Here is a 13,530-nt window from a genome sequence, read left to right as displayed (position 1 = left end):
AGAACCTACGCCCGACCCCCGCCCCTATCGCGATGGACATGCTTCGCGACGTGGGACGGGGGTCGGCCGAACAGGGGTGGAACCTACGCCGAACCGGTATCGGCGTACGACGTCGGAGCTGCAGTGACGTCGTCGATCTTGTACTTGTCCGCAGCCTCGACGGCTTTGGACTTGTCGATCTCACCGGATGCCGCAAGTGCGGACAGCGTGGCAACGACGATCGACTCGGCGTCGACGTTGAACACCCGACGCGCGGCCGGACGGGTATCGGAGAACCCGAAGCCGTCGGTGCCGAGGGTGACGTAGTCGCCCGGAACCCACTGGCGAATCTGGTCCGGCACTGCACGCATCCAATCCGAGGACGCAATGACAGGGCCGTTGGCGTCGGCCAGTGCCGAGGTGACGAACGGAACGCGCTTGTCCGCACCGGGGTTGCGCAGGGACTCCCGCTCGGCGTCGACGCCGTCGCGGCGCAGTTCGCCCCACGACGTCACCGACCAGACGGCCGAGCGCACACCCCACTCCTCGAACAGCAACTCTCGGGCCTTGCGGGCCGAGACCATGCCGACGCCCGACGCCAGCAACTGCGCCTCGGGGCCGTCGCCGTCCTGCGGAGCCGCGAATTGGTAGATGCCCTTGAGCAGACCCTCGACATCGAGGTTCTCCGGCTCGGCCGGCTGCACGTACGGCTCGTTGTACAGGGTGATGTAGTAGAAGATGTTCTCTCCGCCGAAGCCCTCGACACCTTCGGTGCCGCCGTACATCCGTCGCAGACCGTCCTTGACGATGTGTGCGATTTCGTAGGAGAACGCCGGGTCGTAGGCCACGGCCGCCGGGTTGGTCGACGCCAGCAGGAGCGAATGACCGTCGGCGTGCTGCAGACCCTCACCGGTCAGGGTGGTGCGGCCGGCGGTGGCACCGAGGACGAAACCACGAGCCATCTGGTCCGCGGCGGCCCAGAGACCGTCGCCGGTGCGCTGGAAACCGAACATCGAGTAGAAGATGTACAGCGGGATCATGACCTCGCCGTGGGTGGCGTACGAGGTGCCGACCGCAGTGAACGACGACGTGGAACCGGCCTCGTTGATGCCCTCGTGCAGGATCTGGCCGACTGAGCTCTCCTTGTAGGCGAGCATCAGCTCCGAGTCCACCGAGGTGTACAGCTGGCCGTTGCGGTTGTAGATCTTCAGCGACGGGAACCACGAGTCCATGCCGAAGGTGCGGGCCTCGTCGGGGATGATCGGCACGATTCGGTGGCCGATCTCCTTGTCGCGCAACAGCTCTTTCATGACGCGCACGAGCGCCATGGTGGTGGCGACTTCCTGCTTGCCGGAGCCCTTGCGGAGGGTTTTGTACGTGTCGTCGCCCGGCTGCGGGAGCGGCTTGACGCTCACTCGACGTTCGGGGACGAAGCCGCCGAGCTTGTTGCGACGATCGAGCATGTACTGGATCTCGGGAGCATCCGCACCGGGGTGGTAGTACGGCGGCATGTACGGATCCTTCTCGAGCTCCTCGTCGGAGATCGGGATGTGCTGAAGATCGCGGAACGTCTTGAGGTCGTCGAGCGTGAGCTTCTTCATCTGGTGCGTGGCGTTACGCCCCTCGAAGTGCTTGCCGAGGGTGTAGCCCTTGATGGTGTGCGCCAGGATGACCGTCGGCTGGCCCTTGTGCGACATCGCCGCCGCGTAGGCAGCGTGCACCTTGCGGTAGTCGTGACCGCCGCGCTTGAGGTTCCAGATCTCGTCGTCGGACAGATCCTTGACGAGTTCCTTGGTGCGCGGGTCACGGCCGAAGAAGTGATCGCGGACGTAGCTGCCGTCGTTGGCCTTGTACGTCTGGAAGTCGCCGTCGGGGGTGGTGTTCATCAGGTTGACGAGCGCGCCGTCGCGGTCCTTGTGCAACAGCGCATCCCACTCGCGGCCCCAGACGACCTTGATGACGTTCCACCCGGCACCGCGGAAGAACGACTCCAACTCCTGGATGATCTTGCCGTTGCCGCGCACCGGGCCGTCGAGGCGCTGCAGGTTGCAGTTGACGACGAACGTGAGGTTGTCGAGACCCTCGGTGGCGGCTACGTGCGCGAGACCGCGTGATTCCGGCTCGTCCATCTCGCCGTCGCCGAGGTAGGCCCAGACGTGCTGATCGGAGGTGTCCTTGATGCCGCGGTCGTTCAGGTAGTGGTTGAAGCGAGCCTGGTAGATGGCGTTCATCGGGCCCAGGCCCATCGACACCGTCGGGAACTCCCAGAAATCCTGCATCAGACGCGGGTGCGGGTACGACGGCAGTCCGCCGCCCTCGCTCTCGTGGCTTGCCTCCTGGCGGAAGCCGTCCATGCGCTCGGCCGGGATGCGGCCCTCGAGGAAGGCGCGGGCGTAGATGCCGGGGGAGGCGTGGCCCTGGATGAAGATGTGGTCGCCGCCGCCGGGGTGGTCCTTGCCGCGGAAGAAGTGGTTGAAGCCGACCTCGTACAGAGCTGCGGAGGATGCGTACGTGGAGATGTGACCACCGACGCCGACGCCGGGACGCTGCGCGCGGTGCACCATGATCGCGGCGTTCCAGCGAATCCAGGCGCGGTAGCGGCGCTCCATCGACTCGTCGCCCGGGAACCACGGCTCGTTCTCGGTGGGGATGGTGTTGACGTAGTCCGTGGACGTCAGCGACGGCAGCGCAACGCGGCGCTCGCCGGCGCGCTCGAGCAACCTGAGCATCAGGTAGCGAGCGCGGTTGGGTCCGGACCTCTCGAGCAGGCCGTCGAACGACTCGATCCATTCGTTGGTCTCGTCGTTGTCGATATCGGGCAGGTACGACGCGACACCCTCACGGATGACGCGGACCCGGCCGTCCGAGCCCTTCTTGCCTGCAGACGATGTGTTCTGCCGTTCGCCGCTGTTCACTTCGGACAACGTGTGCACTCCTCAATGTGGCGGACGCTCGGTGTGGCGCCCGGTCCCGGTAGTCCCGCCCCTGTGACGGCGGTCTACTTTCCTCGTTCTCGTGATTCCTCCCCAATCCTGCCGCATCCCGTCGGTTCTGGTAGTACAGAGGTCCAATACCCACCAGTAGAAATTTATGTACTCAATTTCGGCGCGGTCAGCTTGCGCGAACGGCTTCAACACTGTTCGCTTTGACTACTGCACCCACAATTCAAGGAGGTCACCACCGTGGTCGCCGCGGCGGACGCTCAGAACTACGCTCAGAAACTTGGCATAACTCGCGACATGGTCGTACAGGAGCTGGGCTGGGACGAGGACACCGACGATGATCTGCGCGCCGACGTAGAAGATGCGATCGGTGGGGAGACCCTCGACGAGGATTCCGACGAGGTGATCGACGTTGTGCTGCTGTGGTGGCGCGACGGAGACGGTGACCTGGTCGATGCACTCATGGATGCAATCGGTCCGCTTTCGGACGATGGCATCGTGTGGGTCCTCAGCCCCAAGACCGGCATGTCCGGTCATGTCGAACCCAGCGAGATTGCCGAATCCGCCCCGACCGCAGGATTGACGCAGACCTCTGCGGCAAACCTCGGCGACTGGATCGGAAGTCGATTGGTTCAGCCCAAGACTCCCGCCACCAAGCGGTAGACCGATTCTCGACACAGGAAGACGGTTCTAGATGCCGATCGAGGTTGGCGCGGAAGCGCCCGACTTCACCCTCAAAGACCAGAACAACCAACTGGTCGCGTTGTCGTCGTACAGGAACGTGAAAAACGTTCTGCTCGTGTTCTATCCACTGGCGTTCACCGGTACGTGCCAGGGCGAGCTGTGCAAAGTGCGCGACGAGTTACCGTCGTTCGAGAACGACGACACCGCGATCCTGGCGATCTCGGTGGGTCCGCCTCCGACTCACAAGATCTGGGCCGCAGAACAGGGATACACATTCCCGCTGCTGTCCGACTTCTGGCCGCACGGTGCAGTAGCTCAGGCATACGGGGTGTTCAACGAAGATGCCGGATTCGCCAATCGCGGAACGTTCGTGGTCGACAAGTCCGGAATCATCAGGTTCGCCGAAATGAACGGCCCCGGGGAAGCACGAGACAGTTCATCGTGGTCCGAGGCACTCGCACAGGTGAGCTGACCTGCGGAATTGTAGTTAGAGATCAGACACGATAAATTTCTCCAAGCGTTCCGGTGGCCCGGGGTTGTCCCCAGGCCACCGTTACTCGGGCGTATAGCTCAGCGGTAGAGCTCTGGTTTTACACACCAGCGGTCGGGGGTTCGAACCCCTCTGCGCCCACCATTCACAGCGATTCGCGGCTCTCCCGAGTTTCTCGCACGATCTGCTGCGCCCGGTGTTCCTCGGGCAGTCGATCACCTTTGTCGAAGAGCTTGTGGCGCAATGTGCCCGGTGTGTATTCGGTGCGATATACACCCCGGCGCTGCAATTCGGGGACGACGAATCGAACTACGTCCTCGAACGATCCCGGGGTGATGGCATACGCGAGATTGAATCCATCCACGTCGGTCTCGTCCACCCACTCCTGTAACTGGTCTGCGACTTTGCCGGGGGACCCGACGATGCGCGGACCGGCACCACCGATGCCGCCCCACTCGGCGATATCGCGCACCGTCCATTCCTTGCCGTCGGCCCCGATCGACTGGAACGACGCCACGAAGGACTGAATCGCGTTGCTCTCGACATTTCCCAGCGGCTCGTCGAGCGCATACCGCGACAGGTCGACGCCCATCCAGCCCGACATGAACACCAACGCGCCCTCGGCACTGGCATACGACCGATACTCGTCGTGCTTGGCATGGGCGAGTTCGGATGTCTCATCGGTGATGATGGTGAGCAGCTGATAGATGCGTGCCGAGTAGGGATCTCGCCCCGCGTCTCGCAAGGCTCGACGAATGTTCGAAACCGTTTCCGCCAGAATCTCCTTGGTAGGTGCGCCGACGAAGATCGCTTCGGCATTCTGCGCCGCGAACCGAACGCCACGCGGTGAGGCACCGGCCTGAAAGATCACCGGCGTTCGCTGCGGCGACGGCTCGGCGAGGTGGATACCCGGGACCGTGAAGTGCTTGCCGCGGTGGTTGATTCGATACACCTTGGTTGGGTCGGTGAACACACCGGTCTCGCGATCGCGGACCACCGCGTCGTCGTCCCATGACGCCTCCCACAGCTTGTAGAGGACCTCGAGGTACTCGTCGGCGTGGTCGTAGCGATCGTCGTGTTTCAGCTGATCGTCGTGTCCCATGTTCTGCGCCGCAGATGGCAGATACCCGGTGACGACGTTCCATCCGATCCGGCCGTTGGTGAGGTGATCGAGCGTGGAGAGCCGACGTGCGAACGGATACGGATGCTCGAAGCCGGTACCCGCAGTGATGCCGAAGCCCAGATGCTCGGTGACCGCGGACTGCGCGCTGACGAGCAACAGTGGGTCCGACACCGGAATCTGCGCACCGTGCCGGATGGCGGCGTCGTGGTTTCCGCCGTACACGTCGTAGGTGCCTAGGACATCGGCGATGAACAAGCCGTCGAACAGGCCTCGTTCCAACAGTTTCGCTAGATCCGTCCAGTAGCCGAGTTCCTTGTAGCGCCATGACTGATCGAGCGGATGACGCCACAGACCGGGTGACTGATGCGCGACGCAATTCATATCGAAGGCATTGAAACGAATCTCATGTGACACGGCGGAACTCCTTCGGCAGGACGACCTGTCTTCGATACCGACAGCGGTGCGACGCTACCGACGACTCAGGCCGGTGGGAACAGTTCGGATCGTGATGAGTCGATAGCTGGTCAGCAGCGCTCCGATACCTCAGTGTTGCGCAGTCACATCAGCGAAAGAAGCGTCGGAGCATGATCGAAATAGCGCAATTGACCAAGACGTACGGGACGGGGGAGAACACGACTGTCGTCCTCGACCGCTTGGATTTCACGGTGCAATCCGGCGAGATCCTGGCCGTCGTCGGCCCCAGTGGTGCCGGCAAAAGCACTCTGGCCCAATGCATCAACCTCCTCACGCGGCCCACCTCGGGCTCGGTGATCGTCAACGGAGACGACCTGGCGCAGTTGAATGCCAAGCAACTTCGAGTCGCGCGCCGCCGCATCGGCACGGTGTTTCAGTCGTCGAGTCTGCTCTCGCGTCGAACGGTGGCGGAGAACGTCGCCCTGCCACTGGAGTTCCTCGGGGTCACGAAGGCCGAAACGGCCAGGCGTGTGGGAGAGCTTCTCGACCGAGTAGGTCTGTCCGACAGAGCAGCTCGATATCCGTTTCAGCTCTCGGGCGGGCAGCGCCAGCGAGTGGGAATCGCGCGAGCATTGGCACTTCGGCCGTCGGTGCTGCTGTCCGACGAGGCCACCTCCGGCTTGGATCCGCAGACCACCGAATCGGTAGTCGAGTTGCTGCGCGAACTCCGTCGCGACCTCGACCTCGCCATCGTGTTCATCACTCACGAAATGGATACCGTTCTGCGAGCTGCTGATTCGGTGGCCAGGCTCGATCACGGCCGCATCGTCGAATCCGGGAAGCTGGTCGACCTGCTGACCGACCACACGTCGGCGCTCGGCAACGAGCTGCGACCCAGGCGTGACGACGCCCAGGCTGCAGCCGGCGACGTGCAATGGAACGTGACCTACGATTCGCCCGATGTTCCGCAGGACTGGATCGGTCGGTTGGGCCAGGATCTGGGCGCACCGGTCGCGCTGTTGGGAGCGTCCGTGCAGGTTGTGGCCGGAGTGACGGTCGGCAGCGCGTCGATCGGCATCGGTGGCCACCTGAGTGGACGTGTCCCCGGTGCGCTCACGGCTCTCGGATTGTCCGGATCTACGAATACCGAGCAGCCGATCCTGGAGGCCGCGTCGTGATCGCGGTACTCGCGGCAGGCAACAAGGTTCCGGTCGACGAACTGCCGGCTCTGCTGTTGCCCGCGTTGGGCGACACCCTCACGATGGTCGGGATCGTGATGTTCATCGTGGTTCTCGTGGGTGTGCCGCTCGGCGCGGTGCTGTTCAACCTGGGACCCGGCGGACTGTTCGAGAACCCGATGCTCCACGCGCCGATCAGCTGGATCGTCAGTATCGGTCGGTCGTTGCCGTTTCTGATCTTGATGGCTGCGCTGGTTCCGGTCACGCGGTGGATCACCGGAACCAACATCGGTATCGCAGCCGCTGTGGTGCCGATGTCGTTGGCGGGTATTGCATTCTTCACTCGCATCGTCGAGAACTCTCTGCGCTCGGTTCCGACGTCAGTTGTCGACGTCGCTCGGGCATCCGGCGGTTCCACACTGCAGGTCACCACCACTCAGTTGTCCGAGGCTGTGCCGTCGATCATCGGCGGGCTGACCATCAACGTCATTGCCATGACCGAATACTCGGCCATTGCCGGAACCATCGGTGCAGGCGGAATCGGTTATGTCGCAGTCACATACGGCTACCAGCGGTTCGATCACACCGTCATGATCGCAACCATCGTCATTTTGATTCTCACCGTCGCCGCCGTCCAGCTCGTTGGCGATGCACTTGTTCGCTACACCACACCTCACCAGCGCACCTTGCGCACTGCCTGAACCGCATTCGAAAGGTCCAATCCATCATGACAACGTCCACCGAAGCACACGGCTTCGAGCTGAAGAACCGTCGAAAAGCGCCCTGGATCATCGGTGCCGTCGTGCTGCTGATCGCACTCGCCGTGATCGTCCGCATCGCGTTCTTCGGCGACACGGCCTCGGCCAACGACACCGAGGGAGCAACGCTTGTCGTTGCCACGGCCGAGGGGAACGCGTCCGAGCAAGCCCTCGTCGAATTCGTCGCCGAACAGGTTGCCCCGAAGTACGGCATCTCGGTCGAGTTCCGCGGCCTCGCAGACAGCAACACCATCAACCGCGCCGTCAGCGAAGGGGAAGTAGCGGCAACCGTCTACCAGCACAAGCTGTGGCTCGGCCAGGTACTCGAATCCAACCCCGACTTCCAGGAAGAAGCCGCAACCCCGGTGTTTCGTTGGGGCTTCGGACTGTGGTCCGACAAGTACTCCGACCCAGCGCAACTGCCGGACGGCGCAACGGTCTCGCTCTACTCCGACCCGGCCAACGAAGCCCAGGGCCTGTGGGTACTCGAGCGAGCGGGGCTGATCACGCTCGACCCGGCTGTCGACAAGTCGACGGCTACGCAGAAGGACATCGTCGGTAACCCGAAGAACCTGAAATTCACCCTGCTGGATTTCGCCGCACAGTCCCGGGCATTGCCGGATCTCGATGCAGCAGTGGGCTATACCGAGTACTACCTCGCGGCCGGCATCCCCGTCGAGAAGCAGATCTTTGCACCGCCGGCACCGGACGAGTTCGCCGGACAGCTCACGATCGGTAGCCGTTGGGCAGATACCGACAACATCAAGAACCTCGTCGCTGCGTTCAAGGACCCTGCGGTGCAGGAATTCCTGGCCACCGACCCGGGTGTGAAAGACATCTTGCTTCCTCTCCAGTGAACGGTGCCCGCCCGACGGTCCAGCGCATGGCCGTCGGGCGCAGCCCTGGTGCTAGGTTCGATCCGCACCCGACAGCACTGACACGAGGCGGACGACGTGACCCGGTACGACGCGCTGACAGAACTACTCGACGAGCGGTACTCGTGCCGGCAGTTCTTGCCGAAGCAGGTCTCACACGAGGTCCTCGAGCAGCTACTCACCGCCGCCCAGCGAACTCCCTCCTGGTCCAATACCCAGTCGTGGCAGATCATCGTCACCGAAGGCGATGCCACCCGGAAGTTCTCCGAGGCGTTGGTGGAGCACGTCGCATCCGGAGTCCCGCAACCGGACTTCGCCTTCCCGGCCAGCTACAACGCCCTGCACCGCGCTCGACGACGCGAATGCGGTGGAGCACTGTACGAGAGCATCGGCGTGGTCAAGTCCGACACCGAAGCGACGACGCGTCAGTTCATTCGCAACTACGAGTTGTTCGACGCCCCGCACGCGGCCATCATCACCACCGATGCCGATCTCGGTGTGTACGGGGCGGTCGATTGCGGGTTGTACCTGCAGACCTTTCTGCTCGCGGCCCAGAGCCTCGGACTCGGGGCAATCGCGCAGGCAGCGTTGGCCGCGTATTCACCGTTTCTGCACGAGTGGTTCGACATCCCGGACACCCGCCGCGTGGTGGCCGGCATCTCCTTCGGCTACCCGGACGAGACTCACCCGATCAACGGATTCCGCACCAGTAGAGCGCCTTTGGACGAGACGGTCAGATTCGTCAGCTGAGCACGTGCGGCGTCAGTCCCGAAGACGACGAACCAGCTCGGTACCGACATCCGTGCCCGAACGCCATGCGCTTTCCACCCTGGGTGCCCCGGATGCACACCACTGATCGCCGGCGAACCCGACGAGTCGTCCGTCGCGCTGCTCGAGCGCAAAAGTGCAATCGTGCTGCGACGCAGGCTTTGCGAACGTCCATCGATGGGCGTGCGTCCAACTGGGTCCTGAAGAGATGACCGACAGTTCGCGCAATGCTTCGAGAACCGGTGCGATCGCGCCGTCGGGATCGTCGAGGTGCTGCTGGGCCCGCTCGGACGTGGTGTGCACGACGAGAACCGAAGCGCCGTCACCCCGCCGGGCACCGTCGTCGACGACGAACGCGATATCGGGATGATCATTGACGAAGGCCGCGTCGCGGAAGGGCATGTCCAAGCCGTCGAATCCGCATGCCACCGCGATGACAGGTTCGTACTCGACGGCGTCGGGAACTGCGGTCAGTCGCGTCGCTTGAGGATCGGGCATCGCCAGCACGACGTGGCCGTCGGGTAGGTCGGTCAGATCGGAGGATCCTTCGATGGGGAAGTCTCCCAGCAAGTCTCGTACCAGAGATCGGAGCCCGCTCGGGGTGGCCCAGCGGACCGGGCCGGTGGTGGTGCACGGCGTCGTTTCTGGCTTGAGAATGCCGAATGTGTTGGCCCACTGCCGCGCCAGACCCCTCGACTCCCAATCTGCGACTACCGTCGTGAAATCTTGGTCTCGGACGGTGAAGTAGCCGGCACCCAGATCGACTCGCCGTCCGTGCAGCTCGGGGGACGACATACGCCCGCCCGGCGCGCGTCCTCTGTCGACGATGCGAAACGGCACGGCTGCGTCGTGGAGAACCCGGGCACATGCCGCGCCCGCAATACCCGCACCGACGATGGTGACTGGACCGGTGGAGGAGCCCGCTTCGGAGTTCATCGGTCCAGTATGCCGGGATCAGTCCGTCGTGTTGTCGGTGAGGCGAAGGTACGCGGCACCGCGTGGTGAAATTCGATATCCGGTCTCGAGGCTGATCGTCAGACCCAGGCTCTTCAATCGACGCACTCGGGCTTTGAACGTCTTCGTGTCCAGGCCGGCCTGCTCGGCGAGATCTGCTGCGCGACGCCCAGGATCGGCGACTATCGCCATCAATGTGTTTCTGGTCCAGGGGCTTTCGGATCGCGCATCCATACGGGCGAGGGCCGTGGTGAGGGTAGTCGCTGCCTCGTCGTCGACGCCATCGTCGTCGGCGAGTGCATCACGCGGGTCCGGTCCGACGTAGGACACCTCGATAACGAAGGTGGGATGGGCGGCGGGACCGAAGAAGGACTTCTCGAGGCGCGCACGGGTACCTTCTCCTGCCGCACGTGCATCTGCGTCGGTCACATCGGCGGGATCCACCTCGCGGACGGAGTCGATACGAATCATCCCCGACGGAGAACGCAGCACAGATCCGACCGTCACGTTCGGTCTCGCCCATCGTCGATACACGCGTCGAACGGAACCGTCGGCGATGGCGTGCGCAACAGCGACCGAGAAGATCATGAGCCTGCTTTCACGGACGAGACGATATCAATACTGCCGTCTGATCCGCGGAAATTTCTGTACCACAGTTTGTCTGGACAATTCGGTCAAGGACCGCGGCAACCCTCACTCTGTGATCGACTACAGGTATGTCAATCACGGACAAGCCGGAAACCGGTGAGCAAGGACTGGGCACCAGCCTCAAACCACGGCACGTAACGATGATCTCGATAGCCGGTGTTATCGGGGCAGGGCTGTTCGTCGGCTCGGCCAACGCCATCGCCACCGCAGGACCTGCGGTGCTGTTGGCCTACTTCTTCGCCGGACTCCTGGTGATCCTGGTGATGCGCATGCTCGGGGAAATGGCGACCGCCAACCCCGACACCGGATCGTTCTCGACGTATGCGACCCGAGCATTAGGACATTGGGCCGGCTTCTCCGTCGGCTGGCTGTATTGGTGGTTCTGGGTACTGGTGATTCCCGTCGAGGCGACCGCCGCTGCCGCCATTCTCACCAACTGGCTGGGCGGTGCCCAATGGATGTGGGCCCTGATCATCGTCGTCGCGCTCACTGCGACCAACCTGATCAGCGTCGGTAACTACGGTGAGTTCGAGTTCTGGTTCGCGCTGGTGAAGGTAGTGGCCATCATCGCCTTCATCGGCCTCGGCATCGCAGCCATCCTGGGATGGCTGCCGAACTCCGAAGTCAGTGGTGTGGACCAACTCTGGGCCTCGGGTGGCTTCATGCCGCTGGGCTTCGGCGCGGTGATAGCCGCCATGCTCACCACGATGTTCTCGTTCATGGGTTCGGAAATCGTCACCATCGCTGCGGCCGAATCCAAGGACCCGGCAAAGGGAATCACCCGCGCGACGAACTCGGTGATCTGGCGTATCTCGATCTTCTACTTCGGCTCGATCTTCATCATCGTCGCGCTCGTGCCCTGGAACGAACTGGACCCCGCGACCGGCTCCTACCAGTATGTGCTGTCCAAGATGGGAATTCCTCACGCGGAGACCATCATGGACATCGTCATCCTGACCGCCGTCGCGTCGTGCCTGAATTCGGCGCTCTACACCGCGTCTCGCATGTTGTATTCGCTCGGTGATCGAGGGGATGCGCCCAAGGCGGTCAAGAAGATCACCGCAAATGGGGTGCCGTGGGTTGCCGTCATCGCCTCGATGGTTCTCGGCTTCCTTGCTGTGGTGGGCAACTACATCCTCCCCGAGAAGCTCTTCACGTACCTGCTGGCTACTACCGGTGCCGTCGCGCTGTTCGTCTACCTCGCCATCGCCAGCAGTCAACTGGTGCTGCGACGTCAACTGGACCGCGACGGCGAACGCCCTGCCGTCCGAATGTGGCTGTACCCGTGGCTCACCTACCTGGCCATCGGTTTCATCGTCTTCGTCCTGGTGATGATGGTGGTGCGACCGGAACAGCGGTCTGCCATCCTGCTGTCCGCAGTGCTGGCGGCAGTGACCGTGATCGGCGGGATCCTGGTGCAGCGCCGAAATACGCGGCACGACAGTGTTGCCGCCCGCGCATCCGGTACATCCGACTAGATCCCTGCGTACACCTGTCGGTACAGGTCGACGATCTCCTCGGCGGTGGGCACCACCGGATTGTTGCCCGGGCTGCCCGAGGCGAGAGCCTGCTCGGCCATCAACGGGAGGAGATCGTCCCACTTCGACTTGTCGATACCGAACGTCTCCGGAGTGGGAACCTCGACGTCACGGCACAGCGTGACGATCGCGTTCTGCAACTTTCCCCCGGCAACCTGATCCGAATCGCTTTCCGAGGCCGCACCGAGAGCACGAGCGCAATCGGCGTAACGAGCCTGTGCCCCCGTGATCGAGAAGGCCGTGACGGCAGGTAGCAGCATTGCATTGGACAGCCCGTGTGCCACATGGAAATGAGCACCGATCGGCCGACTCATGCCGTGCACCAAACAGACGCTCGCGTTGGAGAACGCCATTCCTGCCTGCGTCGAGGCATGCATCATCGCCTCGCGCGCCTGCCGGTCGTCGCCGTCCCGGTACGCCCGCAGCAGCGACGTTCCGATCGTGCGAATCGCACTGAGCGCCAAGCCGTCGGAGATGGGGTTGGCCTTCTTGCTGACGTACGCCTCGATGGCGTGTGTCAGCGCGTCGACTCCGGTATCGGCCGTCAGGCGTGCGGGCATCGACATCGTCAGCTCGAAGTCGATGATCGACGCTATCGGCAGAAAAGAAAGGCCGGGGCACAGCATCTTCTCGTCCGAGTCGACGTCGGTGATGATGGTGAACTGGGTTGCCTCCGAACCACTTCCGGCCGTGGTGGGAATGGCGATGATCGGCAGGGCCGGGCCGGTCGAGAGTACGGGAGCTTTGAAGTCCCGCATCGTCCCGCCCTGCACCGCGAGAATGGCCAGCGCCTTGGCCGTGTCCATCGGACTGCCGCCGCCGAACCCGATGATCGAATCGGCCGAATGCTGCTGCACTGCATCGAGACCAGCGACCAATGAGTCGGTCGTCGGATCCGGGACGGTCCCCGAGAACAGTGCCGGCGTCTTCCCGGCCTCGGTCATGATCTGCATCAATCGATCTGCCGAGCCGTTGCCCGCCATGAACGCATCGGTGACGAGCAGCGGCCGTGATACGCCCAGGTCGGTCAGAACTGTGCCCAGCTCTTCGACGGCACCGCCGCCCAGCTTGAGGAACCGAGGAAACGAAATATTGGCAACCATAGTGTGCTCCTTTGCGAGGTGACCATGTGCACGGAACTTCGCAGCGGGCTACGAAGTTCCGTGCACATGGGTTGGC

General features: G+C 63.2%; 12 protein-coding genes and 1 tRNA gene. 8 read left to right on the top strand and 5 right to left on the bottom strand.

Annotated features, from left to right (window positions below; genetic code table 11):
* Positions 1-83 precede the first annotated feature (83 nt).
* A complete protein-coding gene (gene aceE / locus AC5WEY_RS18165; RefSeq protein WP_057476221.1) occupies positions 84-2,903 on the bottom strand; it encodes a pyruvate dehydrogenase (acetyl-transferring), homodimeric type in 2,820 nt (939 codons plus the stop codon).
* Positions 2,904-3,161: 258 nt separating this feature from the next.
* On the opposite strand from aceE, the gene AC5WEY_RS18160 reads away from it, so the two are divergent.
* From AC5WEY_RS18160 to AC5WEY_RS18150, 3 genes are all read left to right on the top strand, one after another.
* Positions 3,162-3,584, top strand: a complete 423-nt coding sequence (locus AC5WEY_RS18160; RefSeq protein ID WP_032379129.1) for a DUF3052 domain-containing protein — start codon at positions 3,162-3,164, stop codon at positions 3,582-3,584.
* Between the two features lie 31 nt (positions 3,585-3,615).
* Positions 3,616-4,077 (top strand): peroxiredoxin, encoded by a 462-nt coding sequence (locus tag AC5WEY_RS18155; RefSeq protein WP_495646969.1) that lies wholly within the window; start codon positions 3,616-3,618, stop codon positions 4,075-4,077.
* 87 nt (positions 4,078-4,164) lie between these two features.
* Positions 4,165-4,239, top strand: a tRNA-Val gene (locus AC5WEY_RS18150).
* Position 4,240: 1 nt separating this feature from the next.
* Here AC5WEY_RS18150 and AC5WEY_RS18145 read toward each other — a convergent pair.
* Positions 4,241-5,632: an LLM class flavin-dependent oxidoreductase gene (locus AC5WEY_RS18145; RefSeq protein ID WP_495646968.1), complete on the bottom strand. Its 1,392-nt coding sequence runs from the start codon at positions 5,630-5,632 to the stop codon at positions 4,241-4,243.
* 170 nt (positions 5,633-5,802) lie between these two features.
* Between AC5WEY_RS18145 and AC5WEY_RS18140 the strand changes: the two genes are divergently transcribed.
* The 4 genes from AC5WEY_RS18140 to AC5WEY_RS18125 all read left to right on the top strand — a co-directional run bounded on the left by AC5WEY_RS18140 (position 5,803) and on the right by AC5WEY_RS18125 (position 9,193).
* Positions 5,803-6,810 carry a methionine ABC transporter ATP-binding protein gene (locus AC5WEY_RS18140; RefSeq protein ID WP_495646967.1) on the top strand — a complete coding sequence of 336 codons (1,008 nt, stop codon included), beginning with the start codon at positions 5,803-5,805 and terminating at the stop codon, positions 6,808-6,810.
* An 83-nt stretch (positions 6,811-6,893) separates the two neighbouring features.
* Complete coding sequence (locus AC5WEY_RS18135; protein ID WP_495647164.1) at positions 6,894-7,511, top strand: methionine ABC transporter permease; 618 nt, start codon at positions 6,894-6,896, stop codon at positions 7,509-7,511.
* Between the two features lie 26 nt (positions 7,512-7,537).
* Positions 7,538-8,425 carry a MetQ/NlpA family ABC transporter substrate-binding protein gene (locus AC5WEY_RS18130; protein WP_495646966.1) on the top strand — a complete coding sequence of 296 codons (888 nt, stop codon included), beginning with the start codon at positions 7,538-7,540 and terminating at the stop codon, positions 8,423-8,425.
* A gap of 96 nt (positions 8,426-8,521) precedes the next feature.
* Positions 8,522-9,193 carry a nitroreductase gene (locus tag AC5WEY_RS18125; protein WP_495646965.1) on the top strand — a complete coding sequence of 224 codons (672 nt, stop codon included), beginning with the start codon at positions 8,522-8,524 and terminating at the stop codon, positions 9,191-9,193.
* Positions 9,194-9,205: 12 nt separating this feature from the next.
* On the opposite strand, the gene AC5WEY_RS18120 is transcribed toward AC5WEY_RS18125, so the two are convergent.
* Together AC5WEY_RS18120 and AC5WEY_RS18115 are read right to left on the bottom strand one after the other, a co-directional pair.
* Positions 9,206-10,147 (bottom strand): NAD(P)/FAD-dependent oxidoreductase, encoded by a 942-nt coding sequence (locus AC5WEY_RS18120; RefSeq protein WP_495646964.1) that lies wholly within the window; start codon positions 10,145-10,147, stop codon positions 9,206-9,208.
* A gap of 18 nt (positions 10,148-10,165) precedes the next feature.
* Positions 10,166-10,753, bottom strand: a complete 588-nt coding sequence (locus AC5WEY_RS18115) for a winged helix-turn-helix domain-containing protein (RefSeq protein WP_495646963.1) — start codon at positions 10,751-10,753, stop codon at positions 10,166-10,168.
* A gap of 128 nt (positions 10,754-10,881) precedes the next feature.
* On the opposite strand from AC5WEY_RS18115, the gene AC5WEY_RS18110 reads away from it, so the two are divergent.
* Complete coding sequence (locus AC5WEY_RS18110) at positions 10,882-12,291, top strand: amino acid permease (RefSeq protein WP_495646962.1); 1,410 nt, start codon at positions 10,882-10,884, stop codon at positions 12,289-12,291.
* On the opposite strand, the gene AC5WEY_RS18105 is transcribed toward AC5WEY_RS18110, so the two are convergent.
* Entirely contained in the window at positions 12,288-13,454 is a 1,167-nt protein-coding gene (locus AC5WEY_RS18105; RefSeq protein ID WP_495646961.1) for an iron-containing alcohol dehydrogenase, read from the bottom strand. The genes AC5WEY_RS18110 and AC5WEY_RS18105 overlap by 4 nt on opposite strands.
* Between the last annotated feature and the right edge of the window lie 76 nt (positions 13,455-13,530).

This window comes from Rhodococcoides sp. S146-33, assembly GCF_059489205.1.
This window is presented reverse-complemented; position numbering and strand designations above follow the sequence as displayed.

Excerpts from the sequence above, each read along its gene's own strand:
- AC5WEY_RS18130 (WP_495646966.1), top strand. The coding sequence starts at position 7,538 with ATGACAACGTCCACCGAAGCACACGGCTTCGAGCTGAAGAACCGTCGA.
- AC5WEY_RS18110 (WP_495646962.1), top strand. The coding sequence starts at position 10,882 with ATGTCAATCACGGACAAGCCGGAAACCGGTGAGCAAGGACTGGGCACC.
- AC5WEY_RS18115 (WP_495646963.1), bottom strand. The coding sequence starts at position 10,753 with ATGATCTTCTCGGTCGCTGTTGCGCACGCCATCGCCGACGGTTCCGTT.
- AC5WEY_RS18105 (WP_495646961.1), bottom strand. The coding sequence starts at position 13,454 with ATGGTTGCCAATATTTCGTTTCCTCGGTTCCTCAAGCTGGGCGGCGGT.
- AC5WEY_RS18120 (WP_495646964.1), bottom strand. The coding sequence starts at position 10,147 with ATGAACTCCGAAGCGGGCTCCTCCACCGGTCCAGTCACCATCGTCGGT.
- AC5WEY_RS18135 (WP_495647164.1), top strand. The coding sequence starts at position 6,894 with ATGGTCGGGATCGTGATGTTCATCGTGGTTCTCGTGGGTGTGCCGCTC.
- AC5WEY_RS18155 (WP_495646969.1), top strand. The coding sequence starts at position 3,616 with ATGCCGATCGAGGTTGGCGCGGAAGCGCCCGACTTCACCCTCAAAGAC.
- AC5WEY_RS18140 (WP_495646967.1), top strand. The coding sequence starts at position 5,803 with ATGATCGAAATAGCGCAATTGACCAAGACGTACGGGACGGGGGAGAAC.